This window comes from Faecalibacterium prausnitzii (genome assembly GCF_003287495.1).
In the GTDB taxonomy this organism is placed as follows: Bacteria; Bacillota; Clostridia; order Oscillospirales; family Ruminococcaceae; genus Faecalibacterium; species Faecalibacterium prausnitzii_I.
This window is the reverse complement of the sequence record NZ_PRLE01000006.1, coordinates 131,595-157,369: the sequence shown is the minus strand read 5'-3', so window position 1 is coordinate 157,369 and position 25,775 is coordinate 131,595. Positions and strand designations below refer to the sequence as shown.

Genomic DNA, 25,775 nt, shown 5'->3' with positions numbered 1-25,775 from the left:
AACATTCCGACATATGCCAGTGTATGAATAAGATCTTTTGAAAAAAACATTTTATCTCGTGTAATTTTCATAAAACGGCATCCTCCTCAAATCCTACAGTCGGTAATCAGCAGCTTCGTGAAATCAACGTTCCTTAGATACTTAGATTTAATCCTATTTTGTTTCATCCGTCTACAAAATTTCTCAAAATCGTATAGTTGCACATAAATTCCCATAAAGCTCGTAGCACAATCACGATTTTTTCTTTTCATTCAGATAAACCACCACGGCAGTTCCAGCCAAAGGTTATCCATGGCCTGTTCCTCCGTCTTTTTGGCGCGCCTTTTTGTCAGGTGGAAGTATATCGCCGTACCGATCAAAGGATGTTCCTCACCATCGGTGAAGCCATAGCGGTACAGCAGGTAAGTCTGCTCCCGTTGGGTCAGCCGTTTCAGGCCATCGTACAGTTCCCGGCGCGATTCCTGCTCCTCCATAATGCTCTGCGGCTGCATGGCGTAGGGGTCGGCTATGGCTTCAATGCGCCGCAGCTGCTCTTCTCCCGGCAGAACATCGTCCAGCGAAACGCGCTGGTAGCAGACGCCGTCCTTGTCCTCCGTTACCATCTGCTGTTCAAAAGCGGCAAAGGCATCCCGTACCATGTCCATCATGGCGTTGCGGATGGCAGGAGCCGCGTAGGTCAGGAACTTCATGCCGCGCGCTGCTTCGAACTTTGGCACGGCCTTCCACAAGCCCATATTCCCTGCCTGTTTCAAATCGTCCGTGTCAAGGTTCAGGCCGGACTGTGCCAGATTCATGCTGCGGAAGAGGTCGTTTGCCGCCTTGCCAATAAAGGACTTGTTGTTTTCGATCAGGCTGTCCAGTGCGGCGGCGTCCCCTTTCTGCGCCAGCGCACAAAGCCGTTCATTCGTCTGCTTCATGGGCGTTTTCCTGCTCTGCGGCAGACTGCAAGATTCCCAGCAGACCGTTCCGCAGCTGTTCCAGTGCTTCCGGCGTAGCTCCCTCCATGCCCGAAACGCTACCCAACATTGCGTCTGTCAGCTGCTCTGCCGTAATCGTTGGGTGCTGCACATCCTGCCCTTTGGTCAGTTCATTGAACATCTTCTCGGCCACTTTCTTGCTCATGGCTTCCTGCTCGGCGTAATGGCTCCCGATTCCCTTTTTGATTTCCTTGACCGCTGCCATGAAGTACATTTCAATGTCATCAAGGTCACCTTGGTATACTGGCTTTCTCCGAAGGCTGATGTCCTTTGCGGCTTTGGCTGCTTCCGGGGTCTTGATCTTTGTGCGCAGCAAGGTGCTCAATGTCGTGAGCATGGCGTTCTGTGCTGCAATACCAGACGCAAAGGTATCATCAAAATACTGCGCTATGCGGTAAGTAAGTTCTGCAAAGCGGGCGTTTTCCAGCAACAGGTTGACCACCTCTGCATTGACGCGCCCTGTGTAAAGGTTCTTTGCAGCCTCTACGGACAAGCCCAGTTCGACAATGTCGTAATTCTTGCGGTCGGGGATGTTGGTTTCTCCCAGCAGAAAATCCGTGGACACGTTGAACAACCTTGCGATCTTCAGCACCTGCTCATGGGTCAGGGTTCCTTTCGCACCGCTGATAAAACGGCTGATGGTGCTCTTGGAGCAGCCGATTTCCTTGGCAAGCTCCGGTTGGCTTATGTTGTGCTCTTTCATCAAGTCCGCAAGACGGACGTTGGATGGTGCGGGCAGATATTCCTGTGCCACGTGGTCGGCCCTCCTTTTGGCGTTTTTTCTCATTATAATACGCTCTGCCGTTTTGTTCAATATACGGTTTCCCCTCTGCCCTTGCTGTTGCAAATCTGCAACCAGTAAGGGCTTTTTTCTTTTTCCGTTGCAGTTCTGCCGCTTTTTCGCCTTTCCTACAAAATTTTCCGTATATTCAGGCAGGAAGCAAAAAACACCAGAGTTCCCACTTTGGGGATACTCTGGTGCAACACACGAAACAAAGGAGAAATGCCCTTGAGCCTGTATCAAACTGTCAAGTCCGCCATCACCGTTCGGCAGGTGGGAGAGATGTACGGCATGGAACCCGACCGCCATGGCATGGTGTGCTGTCCGTTCCATTCCGACAGCGACCCCAGCATGAAGCTGAACGACAACTATTATTATTGCTTTGGCTGTGGGGCCAACGGAGATGCCATCGACCTCACCGCCAAACTGTTCGACCTGAACCCCCGGCAAGCCGCCGAGAAGCTCGCAAGTGACTTCGGGCTTGACCCGGACAAGCCGCCCGCCAATGCCATCGCTCTGCCGCCGCCCAAGCGTGGCCTGACAGACGAGCAGTGGGCAGACATTGCCTACTGCCTGCGGGTGCTGACCGATTATCTCGACCTGCTGCACGACTGGCGAGAGCGCTACAAGCCCACCACCCCGGAGGAGCCGCTGGACGAGCGGTTCGTGGAAGCTCTCCACATGACCGAGACCGTCGAGCACCTGACGGACTGCGTTGCATTTGGGACACCCCAGCAGAAAGCCGCTGCCGCCGCACAGCTGCTGTCCGGGTCGTACCTGCTGATGCTGGAGGAGCGCACCGACCGCCTTGCTCTGGCAAAGTGCGCCTGATAATTTATTCACCTGAAGTGGTAGGTCTCACCGTGAGACCTACCACTTCACTTTCCTAAAGGAGAACCACCCTATGAAGAAAAACATTTCCCGCAACCCTTTATGGCCGGACTGGTACAACGGTAAGAAGATCGATGAAGTCCAGTTTGGCCGTGCCTTTCTGGAACAGTGGCCGCTGAAATGCGTCAACGGTACGCTGTACACGCTGGACGGCCCGGTGGAAGACGAAAGCGAGATCAAGCAGCGCATCTTGGAGAACATCGAGGAATATGTCACCTCTGGCCTGTCCAAAAAGGTCACCAACATTCTGGAGACCATCAAGCTGCTGGCTTTTTCCGACCCGTTCCCCATCGAACAGGACTGCATCCACCTCCAGAACGGCGTGTACCATCTGCCGGACGGCTCTTTTCAGGAGAGCCGCCTGTTCTGCCAGAACCGCCTACCTGTGAGGTATGACCCCAAAGCCGCCAGCCCTGACCGCTGGCTAACTTTCCTGCACGAGCTGCTGGACGATGCTGACATTCCAACCTTGCAGGAGTATCTGGGCTACTGCCTGATCCCCAGCACCAAGGGGCAGAAGATGATGCTCATTGTTGGCAAGGGCGGCGAGGGCAAGTCTCGCATTGGGCTGGTGCTGAAGCGGCTCATGGGAGATGCCGCCAGCAATGGCAGCGTCCAGAAGGTGGAGAACAACCGCTTTGCCCGTGCCGATCTGGAGCGCCGCTTGCTGATGATCGATGACGACATGGACATGAACGCCCTGCCCAAGACCAACTATATCAAAACGATTGTCACTGCCGAAGCCAAGCTGGACTTGGAGCGCAAGGGCGTCCAGAGCTACCAGCGGGACATTTACGCCCGGTTTCTCTGCTTCGGCAACGGTGCGCTGACCTCGCTGTATGACCATTCGGACGGCTTCTTCCGTCGCCAGCTCATCCTGACCACCAAGGACAAGCCCGCCGACCGCACGGACGACCCATTTCTGGTCGAGAAGATGTGCGCCGAGTTGGAGGGCATTCTGCTGTGGTGTCTGGAAGGGCTACACCGGCTGGTGCAGAACAACTTCCGCTTTACCGTCAGCGAACGTGCCGCTGCCAATGTGGACACCATCAAGCGCAGCAGCAACAATGTCATCGACTTCATGGAGTCCGAGGGCTACTTCCGTTTCAAGGCGGACTACTCCATCAGTTCCAAGGAGTTCTACGACATTTACAAGCAGTGGTGCGAGGACAACGCCTGCCACAGCGTATCGGCCATCCGTTTCAGCGCCGAACTGCGCCAGAATGACCGCCGCTATAACCTTGAAGCCACCAACAACATCTACCTGCCCGGTGGCCGCAGGGTGCGTGGATTCGTGGGCATTGAGCCGCTTGTCCACCCCTGCCCGTAAAAAGTGCATTTTTTCACGGAAGAAGTTCGTACAACCTGTACGGTCTGTACTTGTACGCACCTGTACAGCGAATTGAAACAAATTAAAACGTGTTATCGTTTATATTTCGCATTTCTGTACGCCGTACAGACCGTACGGGTTATTTGAAGTCCGTACGCGATTTTTTCAGATGCGTACGGAGCAATCAAGTTCGCATTGTGCGAACTTGTCGGGGCGAGGCCCCTCCATCTTGCTGGCGCAAGACCGTTCGGTCACTTAAAAGCCCCACTGGGGCTTTCATTGCTTCGCAAACGTGAACTTGATTGGCTCTCCCGCAGGAGACGTTTTCCCTCGTTCCCCCTCGGAGAGCCCACTACACTTTGCAGCCCATAGGGATGAAAGTGTTATAGTGGGTTATTACACTTCCGAAGAAGTGCATCTCCGTCCCCGTCACCTTCCTCTGAACCCCGAAAGGAGGAATGCCCTTTGGCAAGAAATGATGGTATTGACCGCACCAGTGTCCGAAATCTCGCCGTTTCAGACAAAGCCGTTGGCAACACCCAGCAGCACAATGAGCGCGAAAAGGACAGCTATCGGAACCCCGATATTATCCCCCAGCGCGCTGCATGGAACTTCCATTTCAAGAAGCCTGCCGCCAGTTATACCGACCTGTTCGCCCAGATGGAAGCCAACGGCACGATCTCCACCCGTGGTTTGAAGCCGGATGCCACCCACTACTGTGAGCTGATTTTTGATGTCAACTCGGCCTACTTTGACAACCACGGCGGCTACGAGTTCGCCAAGCAGTTCTATGCGGATGCCTACAAAGCTGCTGTGCAAATCGTGGGTGGTGAGCAGTATATCCTCTCAGCAGTCATGCACGCCGATGAGATCAACCGCGCCATGACCGAAGCACTAGGCCGCGAAGTTTACCACTACCACCTCCATGTGGTCTATGTGCCTGTGGTGGAAAAGCAAATCCTGTGGTCGAAACGCTGCAAAGACAAGGCATTGGTTGGCACCGTCAAGGAGACCGTCATGCAGGTCAGCCGAAGCAAGAAGTGGGCTTCCAAGCCCCTGCTGGACGATGCCGGAAAGCCTGTCCTGCAAAAGAGCGGCAAGCCAGTCCTGAAGAAGTCGTACAGTGTCCTGCAAGACGATTTCTTCAACTATATGCGCAATGCCGGGTACACGGATGTGGAGCGCGGTGAGCGTGGCAGCACTGAAGAACACCTGACCGTCACCCAGTTCAAAGTCCAGCGGGAGCAGGAGCGGCTGGACAGCCTGACCGCCCAAGCCGACCAAAAGGCGCAGTCGCTTGCCAAAACCAGTCAGACCCTCTCCAAAAAGGAGAAGGAACTTGCCGCTGTGCAGAAAAAGGCCACGCTCACGAAAGAAGCCCTCATTCATGCGCGCGATCTGGATTATATCGGCAAGCGCACCTTCCTCGGTAACTACTCGCTGACCGAAGAAGAATTTTCCAAGCTGAAAAAGCAAGCCGACCACGGCTATATGATGGACGTGGAGAACCGCCGCTTGAAAGAAGAACTTTCCACCGCCAAGAAGGAGGCCGTTCGTTGGAGCAACAAGTACCACGACCTTTGGTATGATGTGAAGCCTTATCTGGATGCTCTCCACCGTGCGCCCGAACTGGTGCGCGGCTTTCTGGAAAAGATTCTTGCCCCCAAGCAGGAGCGCACCATGAATGTGCCGCAGCGAAACCGCAAGCGTGGGCAGGATATGGAACTTTGATTTTCGGAGGATACCATTTGAACAAAAAGAAGAAGTCGAACAAATCCGGCTACCCGGATGAAGCAATCAAGACCCTTGCGCGTTGCTTTTATCCCTCCATGGTTGAGTTTTTCAACAGTGAGGAAGGCCAGCGTGAATATGAGGAATGGCTGAAAGAGCAGGAAGCACTACAAGCCTTACCTGTTGCCGCATAAAAACAGCAGGACGCTCCCAGTAAAGGGAACGCCCTGCCTTATATAGATGTATCTTGCCGAGGTGTGTCCAGTTGGGCACACCTCTTATTTTTTTGCCCTCAATCTTCTAGCCCATGGCTCCCGGCCACATTCTTCAAATATTCCTTCGGATCGCCATTCAGAATCAAATCGGCATAGCCCAGCGGGTCATTATAGATAAGGTAGTCCAACTCTGTCCTCTGCGCCATAGTCACATCCAGCACATCCTCGACCCCGGTGCAGTCAATGGAGATCTTTCTCCCATCCCGGAGCAGCAGCTCCACGCAGCCATTGTCCATATTAAACTTGCAGGCTCTTTCATCGTACTTCATAATCATACCCCCCAAATCTTGTTATCAGCTTACGGTCTATGACAAGGTATCGGAGTTTTGTGCCGTCCACGGGAGCCTTCATTGTTGTACCCGAAGAAAACGAAAAATCCGAACCCTTCTCCAATCGGAAATAGGTTCGGATTTTTCTTGTTTGGTGGGCGCGGGTGGATTCGAACCACCGAAGCTGAAAAGCAGCAGATTTACAGTCTGTCCCCATTGGCCACTCGGGAACACGCCCATATTCTTTTGAGTGCCCGGCCAAGCCGGACGACTCAATTATTTTAGCATGGGCGGCTGGTTTTGTCAACTGCTTTTTGCAAATTTCGCGGTACTTTTTTGCAGAGAAAATAAAAACCGCCCGGCAGAGCAAAAGCCGGGCGGGGAAAAGGAAGAAAAACGCGCGTTGAAACGGCAGGCTTACAGGATGTCGATGTACTCGCCGGCCAGTGCCTTGTTCATGCTGCGGACGGCGCAGAACTTGCCGCACATGGAGCAGGTGTCGCTGTGGTCGTCTTCGGGCAGGCGGGCATCACGGATGGCCTTGGCGGTCTCGGGGTCGATGGCGCAGGCAAACTGTGCGTCCCAGTCCAGCACCCGGCGGGCGTCGCCCATCTTGTCGTCGATGTCGCGGGCATGGGGGATGCCCTTGGCGATGTCGGCGGCGTGGGCGGCAATTTTGGACGCCACGATGCCCTGCTTGACGTCATCCACATTGGGCAGGGCCAGATGCTCTGCAGGAGTGACATAGCACAGGAACGCTGCACCGCTGGCGGCAGCCACGGCACCGCCGATGGCCGCCGTGATGTGGTCGTAGCCGGGGGCAATGTCGGTCACCAGCGGTCCAAGAACGTAGAACGGAGCGCCCATGCAGATGCTCTTCTGCACCTCCATATTGGCGGCGACCTGGTTCAGAGGCACATGGCCCGGGCCCTCCACCATGACCTGGACATTGTGGGCCCAGGCGCGTTTGGTCAGCTCGCCCAGACGCACCAGCTCTTCGATCTGGCAGACATCGGTGGCGTCGGCCAGGCAGCCGGGGCGGCAGGCGTCGCCCAGAGAGATGGTCACATCGTGCTCTTCGCAGATGTCCAGGATCTCGTCAAAGTGCTCGTAGAACGGGTTCTCGTTGCCGGTCATGCACATCCAGGCAAACACGAGGGAGCCGCCGCGGCTGACAATGTTCATCTTCCGCTTATGCTTGCGGATCTGGTCAATGGTCTTGCGGGTGATGCCGCAGTGCAGGGTGACAAAGTCCACGCCGTCCTCTGCGTGCAGGCGGACCACATCAATGAAATCCTGTGCCGTCAGGGTGGCCAGGTCGCGCTGGTAGTGGATGACAGAGTCATACACGGGCACCGTGCCGATCATGACAGGGCACTCGTGGGTCAACTTCTGGCGGAACGGCTGGGTGTTGCCATGGCTGGAAAGATCCATGATGGCCTCGGCACCCATGTTGACGGCGCTCATCACTTTCTGCATCTCGATGTTATAATCCTTGCAGTCGCGGGAGACACCCAGGTTGACGTTGATCTTGGTGCGCAGCATGCTGCCCACGCCCTCGGGGTTGAGGCAGGTGTGGTGCTTGTTGGCGGGGATGGCCACCTTGCCCTCCGAGACCCACTGCCGGATCTCTTCGGGAGTGCGGTACTCTTTCTTGGCCACGACCTCCATTTCAGGGGTCACGATGCCCTTGCGGGCGGCGTCCATCTGTGTGGTGTAAGTCTGCATACGATAAATCCTCCAAGTTGAACTCTCTCGATTTATTCCTGAATGGCGTCCGGTGCGCCGTTCATCCATGTAAAAATGTCCTTGCCGCCCAGCGTGTGATCCAGCGGGCCGGAGCCAGCGCCCAGGTCCAGCCCGGCGGAAAGGGCGGCGGTGATGTAGCCTTTGGCTCGCGCGATGGCCTGCGGCAGGGAATACCCCTTGGCCAGGTTCGCCGCAATGGCGCTGGAAAGGGTGCAGCCGGTACCGTGGGTGTTGGGGTTTGCAATCCGCCTCCCCGCAAACCAGGTCTCGGTGCCGTCGGCCTCCACCAGTAGATCATCCGCGTCGGTGTCGCTGTGGCCGCCCTTGAGCAGTACGGAGCAATGGCAGTCAAACGCGATGGCGCGGGCGGCGGCCAGCATCTCTTCCCGGCTGTGGATAGGACGGCCGGAGAGCACTTCGGCCTCCTGCCGGTTGGGGGTGATGACCTCGGCCAGCGGGAACAGCTGCTCCCGCAGGGAGCGGACGGCGTCCGTTTCCATCAGGCGGGAGCCAGAGGTGGCCACCATGACGGGGTCCACCACGATGTGCCGGGCCTGATAGAAACGCAGCCGCTCGGCGATCGTCGCAATGAGCGGGGCGGAAGATACCATCCCGATCTTGACGGCGTCGGGGCGGATGTCGAGAAACACCGCGTCGATCTGCTGTGCGAGGAAGGCAGGGGAAACTTCAAGGATGCCGGAAACGCCGGTGGTGTTCTGGGCCGTCAGCGCGGTGATGGCGCTCATGGCAAACACACCGTTCAGGGTCATGGTTTTGAGATCAGCCTGGATTCCGGCGCCTCCGCTGCAATCGCTTCCTGCGATGGATAATGCGGTCTTCATGAAAAATCTCCTTTGCATGAATTTTATAGCGCGGCAAAAGGTGGTGCCCCCAATCTGCCGCGGACTCCTCCAGCCTCCCTCCCTGAGGGAGGTGTCATCGCGCGGGCGATGACGAAAGGAGTTACAGTTTCCGGACCATCTCGCGCAGTTCTCTGCACGCGGCTTCGATATCCGGCTGTGCAAAGATGGCGCTGATGACGGCGATGCCGGCCTCTCCGCAGCCGGCAAGCTGGAGCAGGTTCTCCCTGTGGATGCCGCCGATGGCCACCACCGGGATGGGAACACTGGCGCACACATCCGCCAGTACCTGACGGGAGATCACGTTGGTGTCCGTCTTGGTGTGGGTGGGAAACATGGCCCCGCAGCCCAGATAGTCGGCCCCGTCCGCAAAAGCCTTTTTGGCCTCCGCCACATTGTGGGCCGACACGCCGATGATCTTGTCCGGGCCCAGCAGGCGGCGGGCCTCGGCGGCGCTCAGGTCGTCCTGCCCCACATGCACGCCGTCCGCGCCGCACAGCTTTGCCAGCGGGACATTGTCATTGAGGATGAACGGGACATGGTACGCTCTGCAGAGGGCGGAAATTGTTTTTGCCTCGGCCAGCATATCGGTGTCGTCCAGGTGTTTTTCCCGCAGCTGAACGCAGGTGGCTCCGCCTTTCAGGGCGGCTTCCACCTGCTGGGGCAGGGTCTGTCTGCCGACCCAGGCGCGGTCCGTCACGGCATAAAGCCGCAGCATCTCAGCGGTACAGTTCATAACACAGCTCCTTTGGCAAAATTCAGGTCAGGCTGGCCTGCATGGAGTGCAGCGCGCCCGAACGCTGCAGGCTGAACAGCAGCACGCCCGCAATGACGGCACCGCCGGCCGTGGAGACCAGGAACGGGATGATGTAGGCGTAGAATGCGATGTCACCGGCGCTCTTGCCCATGAACAGGATGGCCACCGGGTAGGCGCACAGCCCGCCCAGGATCGAGGTGCCAAACACCTCCGCCACCAGCGTGGGGAGCAGCTGCTTTGCCTTATGGTAGGTCAGCCCGCAGAGCAAAGCCCCAAACATGCTGCCGGGGAATGCCATCAGGCTGCCCAGCCCCAGCAGATTGCGCAGCAGCGAGGCCACAAAGGCCACGCCCACCCCGTAGTAAGGGCCCAGCAGCACGGCGCACAGGATGTTGACCATGTGCTGTACCGGGGCGCACTTGCTGCCAAAGATGGGGAAGCTGAACACGCTGCCCACCACGGCAAGCGCGCAGAACATTCCCGCCAGAGCGAGTTTTTTCACTGAGAGATTTTTCATGAAGATGCCTCCTTTGCAAAATACGGCAAAACAAAAACAGGAGACGCCTGTTACGGTGTCTCCTGTAAAAATCCATATCTTCAAAGTATGCACTTCGACGTTATGACTTCCTACGGCGGCATTATCCGCATCAGGTGAAAGGGTCGAAGTTTGGGTACTTCCTCTCAGCCTGCTTTACAAGCTCCCCTGTATTTGTGTTGACGCCCATATTCTACACCCGTCGGCTCCAAATTGCAAGAGTCGATTTGCTATACAATTTCCGTCCGGTATGCTATACTGAACAAAACGCCTGCAAAAATCAGAAGCAGGCGCAAAAAGGAGATTTGACTTATGGGTCTTGTCAAAGCAGCATTGGGCGCCGCTTCCGGCGTGATGGGCGACCAGTGGAAAGAATACTTTACCTGCAGTGCTCTCCCGGCGGATGTTCTGGCCGTCAAAGGCGAGAAAAAGCAGAGCGGCCGCTCTGCCAACCGCCATGGCAGTGAGAACATCATCACCGATGGCTCCATCGTGGCCGTGGCTGAGGGCCAGTGCGCCCTCATCGTGGAGCAGGGCAAGGTGGTGGACCTCTGCGCCGAGCCCGGTGAGTACACCTACAATACCGGTACCCAGCCCTCCCTGCTCAGCGGCGGGCTGGCCAAGAATATTGATGACGCCTTTGCCGAGATGGGCAAGCGCTTTGCCTTTGGCGGCCAGGAAGCCACCGACCAGCGGATCTACTACATCAACACCAAGGAGCTGCCCGGCAACAAATACGGCACCCCCAGCCCGGTGCCGTTCCGGGTGGTGGACCAGCGGGCCGGCATCGACATGGACATCAGCATCCGGTGCTTTGGCGAGTACAGCTACCGCATCACCAACCCCATCCTGTTTTACACCAATGTCTGCGGCAATGTGGAAAACGCCTATCTCCGTGAGACGCTGGACAGCCAGCTCAAGACCGAGCTGCTGACGGCCCTGCAGCCGGCTTTTGCCAAGATCAGCGAGCAGGGCATCCGCTACTCGGCTCTGCCCGGCCATACCATGGAAATGGCTGACGCCCTCAACGAGGTGCTCTCCGCCAAGTGGAAGAACCTCCGCGGCATTGAGATCGTCTCCCTCGGCGTGTCCGGCGTCAAGGCCAGCGAGGAAGACGAGGCCATGCTCAAGGCCATGCAGCGGGATGCCGCCTACATGGACCCCACCCGGGGCGCTGCCCATCTTGTGGGTGCCCAGGGCGACGCCATGCGGGCTGCTGCCGCCAACACCAGCGCGGGCCCAGCCATGGCCTTTATGGGCGTGAACGCGGCTGCCGCTGCGGGCGGAGCTGACGCTCAGACGCTCTACCAGATGGGGGCCCGGCAGGCGGCAGCACAGCCCGCTCCGGCTCCCGCCGCGGGCTGGAAGTGTGCCTGCGGCCAGAGCGGCAACACGGGCAAATTCTGCACGGCCTGTGGTGCTCCCAAGCCGGAGGCACCCACGGTCTGGGTGTGCAGCTGCGGCACCAAGAACAGCGGCAAGTTCTGCTCCGAGTGCGGCAAACCCCGCCCGGCTGCCCAGTGCGCCAACTGCGGCTGGAAGCCTGCCGACCCCACCCGGCTGCCCAAGTTTTGCCCGGAATGCGGCAAGCCCTTTGGGGCATAAGGGGGAATGAACCATGCCGAATGAAACCACCAATTACCAGTGCCCGGCCTGTACCGGCCCGCTGCGGTTCGACAGCGCCACGGGCAAACTGGTCTGTGATTACTGCGGCTCCACCTATGAGGTCAAGGAGGTGGAGGCCCTTTATGCAGACAAGCAGAAAGCCTCTGACACCGCTGCCCGGCAGCGGCCCCAGGGCCCCGTCTGGGGCGAGGAGGAAGCCGCCGGCCTCACCAGCCGCACCTGCTCTTCCTGCGGGGCCGAGCTGGTCTGCGACGGTACCACCGCTGCCACCACCTGCCCTTACTGCGGCAACCCCACAGTGCTGGGCGGGCAGCTCTCCGGCAAGCTGAAGCCGGAGTACATCATCCCATTCAAGCTGGATCGCAAGGCAGCCGTGCAGAATCTGAACAAATACTACAAGGGCAAAAAGTTCCTGCCAAAGGCGTTCAAAGAGCAGAACCACGTCGAAGAGATCCAGGGCGTGTATGTGCCGTTCTGGCTCTACGACGCCACTGCCGATGCCCGGGGTGCTTATGAGGGCGAAGTGACCGAGAGCCACCGCGAGGGGAATTACGTCGTCACCAACACCCAGCACTACAATGTGGCCCGCGCGGGCGAGGCAGACTTTATCAAGGTGCCCGTGGATGGCTCCAGCAAGATGCCGGATGCCCACATGGATGCCATTGAGCCCTTTGATTACAGCGCCATTCAGCCGTTCTCCACGGCGTACCTGCCCGGCTTCCTGGCCGACCGTTACGACGAGGACGAGGAAAAGTGTCTGCCCCGGGCCACCCGCCGGATGGAAAACACCACCCGTGCGGCCCTGCGGGAGACCATTGACGGCTACTCTGAGGTACACACCAAGGCGGAGAACATCAACATCGACATCCGCAAGGCGCACTACGCCCTGCTTCCGGTCTGGATGCTCCACACCCGCTGGAACGACAAGGACTTCCTCTTTGCAATGAACGGCCAGACCGGCAAGCTCATTGGCGACCTGCCCGTGGACCCCAAGCGGGTCGCTGCCTGGTTTGCGGGCATCAGTCTGCCGCTCATGGTCATTCTGGCACTGTTTCTGTACGGCTGAGGGGGTGTGAGCGCAAAATGAAAAATCGGATGTGTAAAACAAACTGTTATAAAAAGTGCTGTGCTTTTCTGGCCGCTCTGCTGATGCTTGCGGTGCTGGTTCTGCCCGGTATGGCGGCGGCTCCCCTGGTCCGGGACGAGATGGGCCTGTTTGATGCCGATACCTACAACGAGCTGGAACAGAGCGCGGAAGCGGCTTCCAGCGGCCACGATTGCGACGTCTATTTCCTTGTGGTCAACGACATCGGCGATGCCAACCAGCGGGATTTTGCCAAGAATTATTATGTAAACAACGGTCTTGGCAGCGGTGAGGGCAAAAGCGGCATCCTCTTCCTGCTGGCGGTGGGTTCCCGCAAGTATGTCACCATCACCTATGGCGGCGGTGTCACGGCCTTTACCGATTACCGCATTGAGCAGATGGAGGACGACATCGTCCCCAAGCTCTCGGACGGCGACTGGGCCGGGGCGGCCCGCACCTACATCGAGATGGCAGATTACACGCTGGACTACTATGCCGAGCATGGCGAGCCCATTGATGTGGACAACGACCTGGGCGCCGAGGGCCTCCTCTTTGTCATTGGGATCCCGGCGGCCATTGCGGCAGGTGTCTGCCTGGTGTTCTACCACCAGATGAAGACGGCCAAGGAGAAGACCGAGGCGGACGATTACATGCCCGGCCTCAAGCTCCGGGTCAAGCGGGATGTCTACACCCACACCACGCAGACCCGCGTCTATGACCCGCCCAAGGAAGAAAAATCTTCCGGCGGTGGCTCCTCCACCGACAGCGACGGCTTCGGCGGCTCGTCGGGTGGTTCGTTCTGAGTAAAAAACGAGCAAAAAAATACTCCGTGCATTTGCACGGAGTATTTTTTTGACTTGTTACAACATCCTGGACAAAAATGCTTTCAGTCTCGGGTGCTTGGGGTTGGAGAACAGCTCCTGCGGGGGTTCATCCTCCTGGATGCGGCCATTATCGATGAAGATGACACGGTTGGAAACTTCGCGCGCAAAACCCATCTCGTGGGTGACCACCAGCATGGTGATGCCGGTGTGGGCCAGCTCTTTCATCAGCTCCAGCACTTCGCCGACCATCTCCGGGTCCAGGGCGGAGGTGGGCTCGTCAAACAGGATGACGTCCGGGTCCATGGCCAGGGCACGAGCAATGGCAATGCGCTGCTGCTGGCCGCCGGAAAGGCTCTTGGGGAAGACATTGGCCTTATCGGACAGGCCCACGCGGGCCAGCAGCTCGTCGGCACGGGCGGAGGCCTCCTGCTTGTTCTTGAGCTTGAGCAATTCCGGGGCCAGGCAGAGGTTCTGCTTGACGGTCAGGTGGGGGAAGAGGTTGAAGTGCTGGAACACCATGCCCATCTTCTGGCGCACGGAGTCAATGTGGGCTTCGTCCACTTCCACGCCCTCAAATTTGATGCTGCCGCCGGTGGGGATCTCCAGCCGGTTCAGGCAGCGCAGGAACGTGGATTTGCCGCAGCCGGAGGGGCCGATCAGGCAGACCACATCGCCGCGGTAAATGTCAATGTCGATGCCCTTGAGGACATCCAGCGTGGGGGTGGCCTTTTTGTCGCCTTTGAGCTTCTCGCCGCCGTAGGTTTTGGTCAGGCCGCGGACTTCCAGAATTTTATCGGTCACTTTGTGCCAGCCTCCTCTCAAACTTTGCCAGCAGCCGGGTGAACAGCATGACCAGGAGCAGATAGATCAATGCAACGCCCAGCAGCGGGTACATGGCTTCGTAGGTACGATTCATAATGCCCTGCGCGGCATACAGCAGCTCTTTGCCGCCGATGGTCGTGATCAGGGAGGTATCTTTCAGCAGGACGATGAACTCATTGCCCAGGGCCGGCAGCACGGCACGGATGGCCTGCGGAATGATGATGACCACCATGGTGGTTATGTAATTCAGGCCCAGGCTGCGGCCGGCTTCCATCTGGCCGGGGTCCACGGCCATCAGGCCGCCGCGGATGATCTCCGAGACATAAGCGCCGGAGTTGATGCCCAGCGTCAGCGCGCCCACCATGGTAAAGTTGCGGCTGTTGGAAAAAATGACCATGCTCATGATGAGCAGCTGCACCATCATGGGCGTGCCGCGGATGATGGTGGTGTACACCTCGCAGATGGCATTGAAGAAGCCCAGCACGGGGTTGCGGTGGTTGGGGCGCTGCTGGTCGTGGGCCACACGCACCAGAGCCACCACGCTGCCCAGTACGATGCCCAGCGCCAGCGCCATGGCGGTGACCAGCAATGTGGTGCCTACACCCTGGATGTACTGCATCCAGCGGTCTTTCAGGAGAAAGGCCTGATAAAACTTGAAAAAGAACTCCTGCCCGAAGTTGAGCTTGGTGCCGCTGTTGAGCAGCTCTTTGAGCAGTTCGTATTGAGCAGCCATTCGCATCCTCACTTTCCGATTTTGTCAGATTTTTGTAACCTTATTTTTCTAAAAAAGGGGAGGAGCCCCAAAAGAGACCGCCTCCCCGTGGTTCTTGTGGTACAGCAGCTGATTATTCAGCGGTGATGTACTTGTCCACGATGGACTGCAGGGTGCCGTCAGCTTTCAGCTCTTCCAGAGCAGCGTTGACAGCGTCCTTCAGAGAGGAACCCTTTGCCACGCCGATGGCGTAATCTTCCTCGGCGTAGCTGGTGTCCAGAATGACCAGGCCGGGGTTGGCGGCGACGAACTCCTTGGCGGGAGCGTTGTCGATGACCACAGCGTCCACCTGGCCGTTGTTCAGAGCCTGCACAGCGGTCAGACCGTCGTCGTAAGCCACAACGTTCTCGTCGCCGAAGTCATCAGAGCAGTAGATGTAGCCGGTGGTGCCGCGCTGAGTGCCGATCTTCTTGCCAGCCAGATCATCGGGGGAAGCAATGTCAGAGCCCTCGGGCACGATGATGGACTGGATGCCGGTAGCGTAGCTGTCGGAGAAGTCCATCACAGCCTTGCGCTCGTCGGTGACGGTGACGCCAGCCATGACGATGTCGGCCTTGCCCTGCTGCACGCTCAGCAGCGCGGCGTCAAAGTCCATGTCATCGATCTGCAGCTCCAGGCCCAGCTTGTCAGCGATGGCCTGAGCAGTCTCGATGTCGATGCCCTCAAACTCGCCCGCATCGGTGGTCATCTCGTACGGAGGGAATGCGGCGTTGGTAGCCATGGTCAGCTTGCCGGCCTCAACGGTGGTCAGCTCGGTGGCGGCAGCGGAAGCAGCCTCAGAAGAAGCAGCGGCGCTGGAAGCAACGGAAGATGCGGCAGCGGAAGAAGCAGTGCTGGAGGAACCACCGCAGGCAGTCAGAGCCAGAGCGGCAACGGTCAGACCAGCGGCAGCCATAAAGCTGCGGCGAGTAATCTTTTTCATATTCAAACACTCCTCTGTTGATTGTATAATCTTACAGCTCCCAACACGATGCGATTCATCGAAACTTTGGGAAGTGAACTTAGTATAGATTGTACAAAATCAAAAGTCAAGCGTTGTGCAAAAATTCCGTAAAATTGAAACCGATTTGCAAACAATTATGCAGAAAAGGGATGGAAATGAATGTATATATGCGGATGAATGAGAAAACACGCACTCAACGCCTGCGGTGAGGCAGGGGGATGCCCAGCACCAGCGCGATGCCAGTGGCCAGCACGACGGCGATTTTAAAAGTGGAAATACCATTGGAAAGGGCCAGCGCGTTGTTGCTCTGGATAAAATAATAAGCCGTGTAGTAGATGCCGGCTCCCGGCACCAGCGGGAAGATGCCCGTCAGCAGAAAGACCGTTACCGGGGCTTTGAGCAGGATGGCCAGCACCCGGGTGAGCAGCGTCAGGGGGATGACGGCCAGCAGGGAAGCGGTGGTGCTGTCGGCCCCCAGCAGGACAGCCAGCTCATACACCAGCCAGCCCACACCGCCCACCAGCGCGCAGTAAGGCAGCAGCCGCCGGGGGCAGGCAAACAGGATGGCAAAGCTCAACGTGCCCGCCGCTGCGAGGAAAAACTGGGCCACCAGCGTGCCAAGGACCGCGTTGGTCAGCAGACTCATGCAATGTTCACCCCCGTCAGCAGAGAATAGCACCACAGCACAAAACCGGTGCCGATGGCGATGCAGGCGGCCACCAGCAGGGCGTCGATCATCCGGATGGTGCCGGAGAGGTAATCGCCCTGCACAAAATCCCGGATGCCCATGGTAAAGGCGATACCGGGCGTCAGGATCATCAAAGTGCCGATGATGGCATGGCTGGCCTCGGTGCCCAGCAGATGACATAGCGGCAGGCAGACCAGCGTGATGAGGGAAGCCGTGGTGATTTTCCGGAAACCGCCCGGCAGGTGGAGCCGCTCACACAGCAGCAGGTAGCTGCTGGCGGCAAGGCCCGCCACGGCTGCCGCCAGCCCGGCCCGGAGAGTGCCGCCAAAGATCATGGCAAAACAGAACGCGCCGGAAAGCCCTGCCACCAGCTGCACCCAGTCGTTCGGGAACGGGATGCGCTGGGCCCTGGCCAGCTGGGCCTCTGCCTCGTCCAGCGTGAGCCCCCCCGCGGCGATCTGGCGGGAAAGCTCGTTCACCGCCGCCACCCGGCCCAGATGGGTGGTGCGGACGGGCACATTGCGCACTTCGCTGATCTCAGCCGTGCCTGCGCTGGCAAAGATACCGTTGGTCAGAATATAAACATGGAACTCCCGCAGGTGGAAGCTCCGGGCCATGATCTCCATGGTCTGCTCCACCCGGAACACCTCGGCGCCGTTTTCCAGCAGCGTCTGGCCTGCCGCCATAATAAAATCCATAATGCGGCGGCGCTGTTCCTCATCGGGATAAAGAACCCTCTCGCTCATCGGGGGCCTCCTTATAGAAAAGTGATAAACGATGCCGCCCCATTTTATCATGTCCGCAACTGGCGCACAAGAGGAAAGTGAAAAGAACCGCCAAAACCGTAATTTCCTACTAAAAAACTTCGTTTCACCTGTTGACAAATCGCGCTGAGGCGATTACAATAAATGCAATATCACTAAAATGGCTGTGAAGAGAAGAGTAGGTTTTCGCATTGAGCCTTACCAGAGAGCCCGGACGGTGGAAAAGGGCAGGAAACAGGGAACGGAAAATGGTCTCGGAGCCGCGTGGGCGAAGTGCAAGAGTGCTAAGCCTGCGACGGGTACGCCCGTTAAAGCGTCCGGCTGTACGCCGCGTGAGCCGAGCTCAGCTCCCGCTGCCGCAGCTTCAAGGCCGTACCTGTGAGGGTGCGGTAAACCAAGGTGGTACCACGGAAGTTTCAAGCTCCCGTCCTTGCAGGGCGTTTGCCCGTAAGGACGGGAGCTTTTTTGCTTGGCATTGCCAGGGGGCTTCCGGTGCACGGGCGCGGAACTGTGCCGTGCCGTGCAATCCAAAAACATTTTATAGAATAGAGAGGGAATACTGCTATGATTACTCGTCGTGATTTTCTGAAAGTTACCGGTGTGGCCGCTGCTGCCGCTGCCCTGACCGCCTGCGGTGGTTCTTCTTCCACCTCTACCGCTTCCTCTGCTGCTTCCAGCACTGCCGCTTCTTCTGAGGCAGCTTCCGCTGTGGCAAAGCTGGACAAAGTCAAGGTCGCTGTCCCCAACGACACCACCAATGAGGCCCGCGCTCTGACCCTGCTGGAGAAGAACGGCTTCTTCAAGCTCAAGGCGGACGCCGGCCTGACCGCTACCAAGAACGACATCGAGGAGAACCCCCTGAACGTCACCGTCGATGAGGTCGAGGCTGCTCAGGTGCCCAATGTCCTGCAGGATGAGGACTACGCTGTCATTAACTCCAACTACGCGATCTCCGCTGGTCTGGATCCCATGACCGACGCTCTGGCGATGGAAGACGGCACCTCTGCTTACGTCAACGTGCTGGTCTGCAAGGAGGGCAACGAGAACGAGCCCAAGATCAAGGCTCTGGTGGCTGCTCTGCAGAGCCAGCAGGTCAAGGACTTCATGGATGAGAACTACAAGGGCGCTGTCGTCTCTGTTGTCGAGAACCCCACCGACGGCTATGATTCTTCCATTGATTACGATGCACTGAACGGCGAGACCGTCAGCTGCGCGGCTACCCCGGCGCCCCACTGCGAGGTGCTGGAGATCTGCAAGGACATCCTGGCCGCCAAGGGCATCACGCTGGACATCCAGGAGTATGACGACTATGTGATCCCCAATACCATCGTGGAGGATGGCCAGTGCGATACCAACTACTTCCAGCATCAGCCGTACCTGGACAACTTCAATGAGGAGAAAGGCACCCACCTGGTCACCGTGGCCGGCATCCATGTCGAGCCTATGGGCATCTACGGCGGCAAGCAGGACAGCCTGGCTCCCATCGAGGGCTAAGCAAACTCCCCCAGTCACCTTGCGGTGACAGCCCCCTCGGGGAGGGGGCCTTTGCTTGACCGTTCTGTTTCAGGCTCCCTCCATGAGGGAGCTGGCAAACCCGCAAGGGTTTGACTGAAGGAGTTTATTCAACAGCGAGGAGAATTTCCGTGATCGAGATCAAACACCTTTCCAAGACTTTCCAAATGAAAGACGGTGCGGTCAACGCACTGAACGACATCAACCTGACCATCCCGGATGGAGCCATTTATGGCATCATTGGCATGTCCGGCGCGGGCAAATCCACGCTGGTGCGCTGCATCAATCTGCTGGAGCGCCCCACGGAGGGCAGCGTCGTCATCGACGGCACCGCCATGGAGACGCTGTCTCCTGCCGAGCTGCGCCAGCGCCGCCGGGAGATCACGATGATCTTCCAGCAGTTCAACCTGCTGATGCAGCGCAGCTGCCTGAAGAACATCTGCTTCCCTATGGAGCTGGCCGGGGTAAAAAAGGCGGATGCGGAAAAGCGCGCCAGGGAACTGCTGGAGATGGTAGGCCTGCCCGATAAGGCCAACGCCTACCCGGCCCAGCTTTCCGGCGGCCAGAAGCAGCGCATTGCCATTGCCCGCGCGCTGGCAACCAACCCTAAAGTGCTGCTCTGCGATGAGGCCACCAGCGCGCTGGACCCCAACACCACCCACTCGATCCTGACGCTCATCAAGGACATCAACCGGAAGCTGGGCATCACGGTGGTGGTCATCACCCACCAGATGAGCGTGGTCGAAGAGATCTGCGACCATGTGGCCATTCTGGACAGCGGTGTGGTCGTGGAACAGGGAGAGGTCAAGGAGATCTTTGCGAACCCGAAGACGGCCGCGGCCAAGCGCCTTGTTGCCCCCAACGGCGGCAGCGCGGCCCGCGACCTTTCGAGCTTTGCGCCTGACGATCACGTCGTCCGTGTTACGTTCAACGGCTCGTCCACGGCAAAGCCTCTTGTGGCCAGCCTGGCAGCCGAAAAAGGGATTCTGGTCAGCGTGCTCAGTGCGGATACCCGTGATCTGAGCGGCCAGTGCTACGGCAGTATGCTGCTCAAGCTGCCGCGGGAGATCGAGCAGGCAAAACAGGCAACGGCCTATATGCGGGCCCAGCCCGGTGTCACGGTAGAGGAGGTGACTGGCGAATGAGTATTGCGGATTATAGCTTTGCCATCTGGGAGACGTTCTATGTAACGGTGCTCTCCACGGCGTTTTCGCTGGTCATCGGTCTGCCGCTGGGCGTGCTGCTGGTGGCCGGGGATAAGGACGGTGTTCTGCCCCTGCCCGGCTGGCTGATGCATGTTCTCAACATCATCATCAACATCCTGCGCAGCGTCCCGTTCCTGATCCTGATGATCTGCGTCTTCCCGCTCACCCGCGCCCTCGTGGGCACTACCGTGGGCACCAAGGCCACCATCGTTCCGCTGGTGGTCGCGGCGTTCCCGTTCGTGGCCCGTCTGGTGGAGACCAGTCTCCGCGAGCTGGACGAGGGTGTGGTGGAGGCGGCCCAGAGCATGGGCGCGACCCCGTTCCAGATCATCACCAAGGTCATGATCCCCGAGTGCCTGCCCGGCCTTATTTCCAGCATGACCACTGCGCTGACCACCATTCTGGGTTACTCGGCCATGTCCGGCGTCATTGGCGGCGGCGGCCTGGGTAAGATCGCTCTGTCCTACGGCTACTACCGTTACCAGACCAACATCATGGTCGTCTGTGTCATCCTGCTGGTGCTGCTGGTGCAGGCGTTCCAGACCGTGGGCACCCTGTGGGCCACCAAGAGCGATAAGCGGCTCAGAAAGTAAACTCCATCTGCCTGCGGCAGGGAAAAATTTAACGTTTCAATTCCCCGCCGGAGGCTCGTGCTCCTGCGGGGAATTGTGCTATACAGACAAACCCAGTAAAGGAGTATGTTGCAATGAATCGTGATACCATCTGTGTGCAGGGTGGCTATACGCCCGGCAATGGCGAGCCCCGCCAGGTCCCCATTATCCAGTCCACTACCTTTAAATATGCCACCAGCGAGGATATGGGGAAGCTGTTTGACCTGGAGGCCAACGGCTATTTCTACTCCCGCCTGCAGAACCCCACCTGCGATATCGTCGCAAAGAAGATCTGCGAGCTGGAGGGCGGCACTGCCGCCATGCTGACGTCCAGCGGCCAGGCGGCCAACTTCTTCGCCCTGTTCAACATCTGCGAGGCAGGCGACCATATCGTGGCGTCCAGCACCATCTACGGCGGTACGTTCAACCTGATCTCGGTCACCATGGCCAAGATGGGCATTACCGCTACCTTTGTGGACCCGCTCTGCACCGAAGAGGAGCTGGACGCCGCGTTCCAGCCCAACACCAAGGCTGTGTTTGGTGAGACCATTGCCAACCCTGCCCTGACCGTGCTGGATATTGAGAAGTTCGCCAAGGCAGCGCATGCCCATGGAGTGCCCCTCATTGTGGATAATACATTCCCCACCCCGGTCAACTGCCGCCCCTTTGAGTGGGGCGCTGATATCGTCACCCACTCCACCACCAAGTATATGGACGGCCACGGCGCGGCTGTGGGCGGTGCCATTGTGGACAGCGGGAAGTTTGACTGGATGGCCCACGCCGAGAAGTTCTCCGGCCTGTGCACCCCGGATGACAGCTACCACGGCATTACCTATGCCGAGCGCTTTGGCAAGGAGGGGGCGTTCATCACCAAGGCAACTGCCCAGCTGATGCGCGACTTTGGCTCCACGCAGTCCCCCATGAGCGCCTATATGCTCAACCTGGGGCTGGAAAGCCTCCATGTCCGGATGCAGCGCCACTGTGAAAACGGCATGGCGGTGGCGAAGTTCCTCGAAAGCCACCCCAAAGTGGCTTATGTCAACTACTGCGGACTGGAAAGCAGCCCCTACCACGCACTGGCCCGGAAGTACCTGCCCAATGGCAGCTGCGGCGTGGTGTCCTTTGGCCTGGCCGGCGGCCGCGAAGCTGCCAGCACCTTTATGAAAGCCCTGAAGCTGGCTGCCATCGAGACCCATGTGGCCGATGCCCGCACCTGCTGCCTGAACCCCGCGTCCAGTACCCACCGCCAGATGAACGATGAGCAGCTGCGCGCCGCAGGTGTCCCCGCCGAGCTGGTCCGTATGAGCTGCGGTCTGGAGTCCAGCGAGGACCTCATCGCGGATATCGCACAGGCACTGGATCAAATCTAATCTCTCAAAAGGAGTAAGACGTTATGCCTCTCATCATCCCCAAAACGCTCCCCGCTTACGATGCCCTGTATGAAGAAAATGTCTTCGTCATGCACCGGGAGCGGGCCGCTTCCCAGCATATCCGCCCGCTGGAAATCCTGATCCTCAACCTGATGCCCACCAAGATCGCCACCGAGACCCAGATCGCCCGGCTGCTGGCCAACACCCCGCTGCAGGTGCATATGACCCTGCTGCAGACGGCCAGCCATGCGGCCACCCATGTCGCTGCAGCCCATCTGGAGGCGTTTTATAAGACCTTTGAGGAGGTCAAAAATAACCGCTACGACGGCATGATCATCACCGGTGCCCCGGTGGAGACGATGGATTTTGAGCAGGTGGATTACTGGCCGGAGCTGTGCGAGATCATGGATTTCAGTGAGACAAACGTCTACTCTACCCTCCATGTCTGCTGGGGTGCGCAGGCGGGCCTGTACTATCACTACGGTGTGCGCAAGCATATCCTGCCGGAAAAGATGTTCGGCGTGTTTGAGCACAAGGTCACCCGCCCGGCAAACCCGCTGGTCCGCGGCTTTGATGAGGTGTTCTACGCCCCCCACAGCCGCCATACCGGCATCAGCCGGGAAGATGTGCTCAACTGCCGCGCCCTCCGCATCCTGGCCGAGAGCGACGAGGCAGGCCCGTTCCTCATGAGCACCGAAAATGGCCGCCAGATCTTTGTCACCGGCCACCCGGAGTACGATAAGTACACGCTGGATGCCGAGTACAAGCGGGATGTGGGCAAGGGCCTGCCCATTGCAGTGCCCAAGAATTACTACCCCAACGACGACCCGGAGCAGCCGCCCCTCTTCCGCTGGCGTGCCCATGCCCACCTGCTGTATGAGAACTGGCTGAACTATTACGTCTATCAGAACACTCCCTATGACCTGGGCACCATCGAGCGCGTCCAGCACGAGGACTGAGAAAAATAAACCCTTTCTGCCTGCGCGATGAAAGGCGGAGAGGGTTTTCTTGGAGGTAAATCTTTATGGGAATCCCTGCAAAATGGAATCTGACCATCGGCCATCTGCCCCACGGCCCGCTGAATAAGATCAGCGACGTGCCCGGCGTGACGGTGGGCCACTGCACCCTGGCGGACGGCGATGTCCAGACGGGCGTGACGGCCCTGCTGCCCCACCCGGGGGATCTCTTCCACGAGAAGCTGCTGGCCGCCAGCCATGTCATCAACGGCTTTGGCAAGACCACCGGCCTGGTTCAGATCGACGAACTGGGCACGCTGGAAACGCCCATCCTCTTTACCAACACCCTCAGCGTGGGCACGGCGGAGACGGCGCTGGTCAAGTATATGCTGGCCCAAAATCCGGATATCTGTGAGACGACGGGCAGCGTGAACCCGGTGGTGTGCGAGTGCAACGACAGCGGCCTGAACGACATCCGGGGCCTGCATGTCACCGAGCAGAACGTTTTTGACGCATTGGCCGACTGCAAGGCTGATTTTGCCGAGGGCGCTGTGGGCGCGGGCCGAGGGATGCGCTGCCACGGCCTCAAGGGCGGCATCGGGTCGGCTTCCCGGGTGGTGGAGCTGGATGGAAAAAACTATACCATTGGTTCCCTTGTCCTCTCCAACCATGCCATGTTTGATGATCTCATTGTGGGCGGTACCCCCATCCAGCAGCTGCTGGAGGCACACATCCCGCCCCACGAGGATAAAGGCTCCATCATCACGGTGCTGGCCACGGACATCCCGCTCAGTGAGCGGCAGCTCCGGCGGCTCTGCCACCGGGCGCTGGTGGGCCTCTCCCGCACGGGCAGCTACTGCGGCAATGGTTCGGGCGAGATCGTGCTGGCCTTTACCACGGCCAACCGGATGCCCCACTACGCGGACAAAGCCCTCCTGCCCATGACCATGCTCCACGATGACGCCATCAACCCGCTCTTCCGGGCGGTGGCCGAGTGCGTGGAGGAAAGCGTCCTCAGCAGCCTGTTCCACGCTGAGACGGTCACAGGCTATCACGGCAAAACCGTGCCCTGCCTGACCGACCTGCTGGAGGGTAAAATCGAGAGAAAAGAATGATCTAACGCGGCAACACCCGCAGGGAGCCAGTTTCCTGCGGGTGTTGTCTTTTGACAGAAAGTATGATATCCTGTAACTGCAGTGTATTTACCCTGCCAATGGGTGTTGCCTCAAACGCAGGCGGCTGAACGCTCCTTGCCGGAATTCTTGTTTTGCAAAGATTGCAGAACAGATGCCGGGAGGGCGGCTTTTTTGAAGTGACCCCTCCCGACACTTCTGGTGAAAGGAGGGATGCAATATGACTCTGTCTGAAGTGCTTTTGCTGCTGACATTGCTTTGCAGCATTGCCTATGGTGTTTTTGACATCACATGGAAAATCAGCCATGATGACAAGAATCAGAAAAACAAAAAAGACTGACCGCCATCTACTTCCCCAAGTACATCGGTCAATCTTTTTTGTTCATGTACGGTAAGGAGCCAGCCGTTTGTTAGGCAGCACCCTTTGTAGTTTCAGTATACGCGTTTCAACGTCCTTTGTCAAGCTTACGGGAGGTGGTCTTTATGCAAAAAATCAAAGCACACAAGCAGGCTTTCCGCCGCGCACTGCGCATTTTGTACTGGGTGGGTTTGATGATCCTCTACCTCTGTGCGGCCAGCCGCCCGGGAGTCTGGCTGCGGGATGCGTTTCTGTACCGGCAGACGGATGGAAGCTTTGCAGGCCGGGATGAATACGGAATTTATGCGTTGACTGTCACTGCGGCAGAGCATGAAACGCAGGCAGTGTTTGCGATGAACGGGGAAACGATTCAATACCGCGTTGTAACGTCATCGCAGGAGAATGTCCAAATTTATCAGGATGACAGGAAGATTTTTGCCGGGCAGGCAATTGGCGAGCCGGGCGATGCGGTTTTATGGGCGGAAAACGGCCAGCTGGCAGATGGTATCAATGTTGTGGTCAACGGGGAGTACCAACAGCAAGACCTTTTGCCCACTTGTCAGTGGCTTTATAATATTGCCGTCGGAGGGCGGATGGAAACGCGGGGGAATTTATGGTTCCTGCTCCCTATGGGGCTGCTGGCGTTGGTTCTTTTTCTGGACATTAAATTTCCATTGCTATTCTGGAACCTCAGCCACGGTCTGGCAGTACAGGGCGGCGAACCCAGTGAATGGTACTGCACCATGCAGAAAGTCAGCCGCGATCTGATGGAAGTCGGCATCCCCTTTCTGGCCCTCATCAGCTTCTGGCAGCATTAAAGGAAAGACAAGTGCCCGCAGGAAGATAAAACCTGCGGGTATTCTTATGTCTTTTCAATGGTGACAAAATTTATCCTGCTGCAAAAGGCTGAGAAAAGCTCCTTTTCCAGTCCGGCAGGGAATCTTGCTTTGAA

Annotated in this window: 26 protein-coding genes, 1 tRNA gene and 1 riboswitch; of the genes, 14 read left to right on the top strand and 13 right to left on the bottom strand. The window is 58.1% G+C overall.

The annotated features are described in order from the left end of the window. Positions 1-251: 251 nt before the first annotated feature. Entirely contained in the window at positions 252-917 is a 666-nt protein-coding gene (locus tag C4N22_RS11215; protein WP_112149028.1) for a sigma-70 family RNA polymerase sigma factor, read from the bottom strand. Beyond that, positions 901-1,731 (bottom strand): helix-turn-helix domain-containing protein, encoded by an 831-nt coding sequence (locus C4N22_RS11210; RefSeq protein ID WP_112149027.1) that lies wholly within the window; start codon positions 1,729-1,731, stop codon positions 901-903. Before C4N22_RS11210 ends, C4N22_RS11215 begins: the two co-directional genes overlap by 17 nt. A gap of 249 nt (positions 1,732-1,980) precedes the next feature. On the opposite strand from C4N22_RS11210, the gene C4N22_RS11205 reads away from it, so the two are divergent. The 4 genes from C4N22_RS11205 (at position 1,981) to C4N22_RS11185 (ending at position 5,904) form a co-directional block, all read left to right on the top strand. Continuing rightward, positions 1,981-2,589, top strand: coding sequence for a CHC2 zinc finger domain-containing protein (locus tag C4N22_RS11205; RefSeq protein ID WP_112149026.1), 609 nt, complete (start codon positions 1,981-1,983; stop codon positions 2,587-2,589). Positions 2,590-2,662: 73 nt separating this feature from the next. Further along, on the top strand, positions 2,663-3,979 hold the full coding sequence (locus C4N22_RS11200; RefSeq protein ID WP_112149025.1) for a DNA primase family protein: 1,317 nt from the start codon (positions 2,663-2,665) through the stop codon (positions 3,977-3,979). A gap of 465 nt (positions 3,980-4,444) precedes the next feature. Further along, positions 4,445-5,710: a plasmid recombination protein gene (locus tag C4N22_RS11190; RefSeq protein WP_112149024.1), complete on the top strand. Its 1,266-nt coding sequence runs from the start codon at positions 4,445-4,447 to the stop codon at positions 5,708-5,710. Positions 5,711-5,727: 17 nt separating this feature from the next. Further along, entirely contained in the window at positions 5,728-5,904 is a 177-nt protein-coding gene (locus tag C4N22_RS11185) for a hypothetical protein (RefSeq protein WP_223387700.1), read from the top strand. A 98-nt stretch (positions 5,905-6,002) separates the two neighbouring features. On the opposite strand, the gene C4N22_RS11180 is transcribed toward C4N22_RS11185, so the two are convergent. The 6 genes from C4N22_RS11180 to thiW all read right to left on the bottom strand — a co-directional run bounded on the left by C4N22_RS11180 (position 6,003) and on the right by thiW (position 10,137). Beyond that, complete coding sequence (locus C4N22_RS11180) at positions 6,003-6,254, bottom strand: DUF6061 family protein (protein WP_112149030.1); 252 nt, start codon at positions 6,252-6,254, stop codon at positions 6,003-6,005. A gap of 152 nt (positions 6,255-6,406) precedes the next feature. Beyond that, positions 6,407-6,492, bottom strand: a tRNA-Tyr gene (locus tag C4N22_RS11175). A gap of 179 nt (positions 6,493-6,671) precedes the next feature. Further along, positions 6,672-7,982 (bottom strand): phosphomethylpyrimidine synthase ThiC, encoded by a 1,311-nt coding sequence (thiC, locus tag C4N22_RS11170; RefSeq protein ID WP_112116448.1) that lies wholly within the window; start codon positions 7,980-7,982, stop codon positions 6,672-6,674. A 32-nt stretch (positions 7,983-8,014) separates the two neighbouring features. After that, the gene (gene thiD, locus C4N22_RS11165; protein WP_112149023.1) at positions 8,015-8,845 is read right to left on the bottom strand and encodes a bifunctional hydroxymethylpyrimidine kinase/phosphomethylpyrimidine kinase; all 831 of its coding nucleotides are present in this window, start codon (positions 8,843-8,845) and stop codon (positions 8,015-8,017) included. Between the two features lie 121 nt (positions 8,846-8,966). After that, complete coding sequence (gene thiE, locus C4N22_RS11160) at positions 8,967-9,599, bottom strand: thiamine phosphate synthase (protein WP_112149022.1); 633 nt, start codon at positions 9,597-9,599, stop codon at positions 8,967-8,969. 22 nt (positions 9,600-9,621) lie between these two features. Next, positions 9,622-10,137, bottom strand: coding sequence for an energy coupling factor transporter S component ThiW (gene thiW, locus C4N22_RS11155; protein ID WP_112149021.1), 516 nt, complete (start codon positions 10,135-10,137; stop codon positions 9,622-9,624). 90 nt (positions 10,138-10,227) lie between these two features. Next, positions 10,228-10,335: riboswitch (TPP riboswitch) on the bottom strand. A gap of 132 nt (positions 10,336-10,467) precedes the next feature. On the opposite strand from thiW, the gene C4N22_RS11150 reads away from it, so the two are divergent. The 3 genes from C4N22_RS11150 to C4N22_RS11140 are packed head-to-tail and all read left to right on the top strand — an operon-like array spanning position 10,468 to position 13,668. Beyond that, positions 10,468-11,760: an SPFH domain-containing protein gene (locus tag C4N22_RS11150; protein ID WP_022256436.1), complete on the top strand. Its 1,293-nt coding sequence runs from the start codon at positions 10,468-10,470 to the stop codon at positions 11,758-11,760. A gap of 13 nt (positions 11,761-11,773) precedes the next feature. Then, the gene (locus C4N22_RS11145) at positions 11,774-12,847 is read left to right on the top strand and encodes a Trm112 family protein (protein ID WP_112149020.1); all 1,074 of its coding nucleotides are present in this window, start codon (positions 11,774-11,776) and stop codon (positions 12,845-12,847) included. Positions 12,848-12,864: 17 nt separating this feature from the next. Beyond that, positions 12,865-13,668, top strand: a complete 804-nt coding sequence (locus C4N22_RS11140) for a TPM domain-containing protein (RefSeq protein WP_242981014.1) — start codon at positions 12,865-12,867, stop codon at positions 13,666-13,668. A gap of 57 nt (positions 13,669-13,725) precedes the next feature. Here the strand turns inward: C4N22_RS11140 and C4N22_RS11135 are convergent, their stop codons facing one another. The 5 genes from C4N22_RS11135 to C4N22_RS11115 all read right to left on the bottom strand — a co-directional run bounded on the left by C4N22_RS11135 (position 13,726) and on the right by C4N22_RS11115 (position 17,660). Beyond that, positions 13,726-14,490 (bottom strand): amino acid ABC transporter ATP-binding protein, encoded by a 765-nt coding sequence (locus C4N22_RS11135; RefSeq protein ID WP_022256433.1) that lies wholly within the window; start codon positions 14,488-14,490, stop codon positions 13,726-13,728. Continuing rightward, entirely contained in the window at positions 14,480-15,244 is a 765-nt protein-coding gene (locus C4N22_RS11130; RefSeq protein WP_112116436.1) for an amino acid ABC transporter permease, read from the bottom strand. The genes C4N22_RS11135 and C4N22_RS11130 overlap by 11 nt, the downstream gene beginning before the upstream one ends. A 112-nt stretch (positions 15,245-15,356) precedes the next feature. Further along, on the bottom strand, positions 15,357-16,205 hold the full coding sequence (locus tag C4N22_RS11125) for an ABC transporter substrate-binding protein (protein WP_022256431.1): 849 nt from the start codon (positions 16,203-16,205) through the stop codon (positions 15,357-15,359). A 214-nt stretch (positions 16,206-16,419) separates the two neighbouring features. After that, positions 16,420-16,872, bottom strand: coding sequence for a threonine/serine exporter family protein (locus C4N22_RS11120; RefSeq protein WP_112149018.1), 453 nt, complete (start codon positions 16,870-16,872; stop codon positions 16,420-16,422). Next, the gene (locus C4N22_RS11115) at positions 16,869-17,660 is read right to left on the bottom strand and encodes a threonine/serine ThrE exporter family protein (protein ID WP_112149017.1); all 792 of its coding nucleotides are present in this window, start codon (positions 17,658-17,660) and stop codon (positions 16,869-16,871) included. The genes C4N22_RS11120 and C4N22_RS11115 overlap by 4 nt, the downstream gene beginning before the upstream one ends. A gap of 582 nt (positions 17,661-18,242) precedes the next feature. Here C4N22_RS11115 and C4N22_RS11110 point away from each other — a divergent pair. The 7 genes from C4N22_RS11110 to C4N22_RS11080 all read left to right on the top strand — a co-directional run bounded on the left by C4N22_RS11110 (position 18,243) and on the right by C4N22_RS11080 (position 25,641). Then, positions 18,243-19,172 (top strand): MetQ/NlpA family ABC transporter substrate-binding protein, encoded by a 930-nt coding sequence (locus C4N22_RS11110; RefSeq protein ID WP_022256428.1) that lies wholly within the window; start codon positions 18,243-18,245, stop codon positions 19,170-19,172. 149 nt (positions 19,173-19,321) lie between these two features. Further along, positions 19,322-20,335 carry a methionine ABC transporter ATP-binding protein gene (locus C4N22_RS11105; protein WP_112116428.1) on the top strand — a complete coding sequence of 338 codons (1,014 nt, stop codon included), beginning with the start codon at positions 19,322-19,324 and terminating at the stop codon, positions 20,333-20,335. After that, a complete protein-coding gene (locus tag C4N22_RS11100; RefSeq protein WP_112149016.1) occupies positions 20,332-20,988 on the top strand; it encodes a methionine ABC transporter permease in 657 nt (218 codons plus the stop codon). Before C4N22_RS11105 ends, C4N22_RS11100 begins: the two co-directional genes overlap by 4 nt. Before the next feature lie 113 nt (positions 20,989-21,101). Next, positions 21,102-22,376, top strand: coding sequence for an O-acetylhomoserine aminocarboxypropyltransferase/cysteine synthase family protein (locus tag C4N22_RS11095; protein WP_112149015.1), 1,275 nt, complete (start codon positions 21,102-21,104; stop codon positions 22,374-22,376). Positions 22,377-22,399: 23 nt separating this feature from the next. Beyond that, the gene (metA, locus tag C4N22_RS11090) at positions 22,400-23,335 is read left to right on the top strand and encodes a homoserine O-acetyltransferase MetA (protein ID WP_112149014.1); all 936 of its coding nucleotides are present in this window, start codon (positions 22,400-22,402) and stop codon (positions 23,333-23,335) included. 65 nt (positions 23,336-23,400) lie between these two features. After that, positions 23,401-24,447 (top strand): P1 family peptidase, encoded by a 1,047-nt coding sequence (locus C4N22_RS11085; protein WP_112149013.1) that lies wholly within the window; start codon positions 23,401-23,403, stop codon positions 24,445-24,447. Between the two features lie 501 nt (positions 24,448-24,948). Next, positions 24,949-25,641 (top strand): hypothetical protein, encoded by a 693-nt coding sequence (locus C4N22_RS11080; RefSeq protein WP_112149012.1) that lies wholly within the window; start codon positions 24,949-24,951, stop codon positions 25,639-25,641. The last annotated feature ends 134 nt before the right edge of the window (positions 25,642-25,775 follow it).

Excerpts from the sequence above, each read along its gene's own strand:
- C4N22_RS11215 (WP_112149028.1), bottom strand. The coding sequence starts at position 917 with ATGAAGCAGACGAATGAACGGCTTTGTGCGCTGGCGCAGAAAGGGGAC.
- C4N22_RS11205 (WP_112149026.1), top strand. The coding sequence starts at position 1,981 with ATGCCCTTGAGCCTGTATCAAACTGTCAAGTCCGCCATCACCGTTCGG.
- C4N22_RS11200 (WP_112149025.1), top strand. The coding sequence starts at position 2,663 with ATGAAGAAAAACATTTCCCGCAACCCTTTATGGCCGGACTGGTACAAC.
- C4N22_RS11180 (WP_112149030.1), bottom strand. The coding sequence starts at position 6,254 with ATGAAGTACGATGAAAGAGCCTGCAAGTTTAATATGGACAATGGCTGC.
- thiC (WP_112116448.1), bottom strand. The coding sequence starts at position 7,982 with ATGCAGACTTACACCACACAGATGGACGCCGCCCGCAAGGGCATCGTG.
- thiD (WP_112149023.1), bottom strand. The coding sequence starts at position 8,845 with ATGAAGACCGCATTATCCATCGCAGGAAGCGATTGCAGCGGAGGCGCC.
- thiE (WP_112149022.1), bottom strand. The coding sequence starts at position 9,599 with ATGAACTGTACCGCTGAGATGCTGCGGCTTTATGCCGTGACGGACCGC.
- thiW (WP_112149021.1), bottom strand. The coding sequence starts at position 10,137 with ATGAAAAATCTCTCAGTGAAAAAACTCGCTCTGGCGGGAATGTTCTGC.
- C4N22_RS11150 (WP_022256436.1), top strand. The coding sequence starts at position 10,468 with ATGGGTCTTGTCAAAGCAGCATTGGGCGCCGCTTCCGGCGTGATGGGC.
- C4N22_RS11145 (WP_112149020.1), top strand. The coding sequence starts at position 11,774 with ATGCCGAATGAAACCACCAATTACCAGTGCCCGGCCTGTACCGGCCCG.
- C4N22_RS11140 (WP_242981014.1), top strand. The coding sequence starts at position 12,865 with ATGAAAAATCGGATGTGTAAAACAAACTGTTATAAAAAGTGCTGTGCT.
- C4N22_RS11130 (WP_112116436.1), bottom strand. The coding sequence starts at position 15,244 with ATGGCTGCTCAATACGAACTGCTCAAAGAGCTGCTCAACAGCGGCACC.
- C4N22_RS11125 (WP_022256431.1), bottom strand. The coding sequence starts at position 16,205 with ATGAAAAAGATTACTCGCCGCAGCTTTATGGCTGCCGCTGGTCTGACC.
- C4N22_RS11120 (WP_112149018.1), bottom strand. The coding sequence starts at position 16,872 with ATGAGTCTGCTGACCAACGCGGTCCTTGGCACGCTGGTGGCCCAGTTT.
- C4N22_RS11115 (WP_112149017.1), bottom strand. The coding sequence starts at position 17,660 with ATGAGCGAGAGGGTTCTTTATCCCGATGAGGAACAGCGCCGCCGCATT.
- C4N22_RS11110 (WP_022256428.1), top strand. The coding sequence starts at position 18,243 with ATGATTACTCGTCGTGATTTTCTGAAAGTTACCGGTGTGGCCGCTGCT.
- C4N22_RS11100 (WP_112149016.1), top strand. The coding sequence starts at position 20,332 with ATGAGTATTGCGGATTATAGCTTTGCCATCTGGGAGACGTTCTATGTA.
- C4N22_RS11095 (WP_112149015.1), top strand. The coding sequence starts at position 21,102 with ATGAATCGTGATACCATCTGTGTGCAGGGTGGCTATACGCCCGGCAAT.
- metA (WP_112149014.1), top strand. The coding sequence starts at position 22,400 with ATGCCTCTCATCATCCCCAAAACGCTCCCCGCTTACGATGCCCTGTAT.
- C4N22_RS11085 (WP_112149013.1), top strand. The coding sequence starts at position 23,401 with ATGGGAATCCCTGCAAAATGGAATCTGACCATCGGCCATCTGCCCCAC.
- C4N22_RS11080 (WP_112149012.1), top strand. The coding sequence starts at position 24,949 with ATGCAAAAAATCAAAGCACACAAGCAGGCTTTCCGCCGCGCACTGCGC.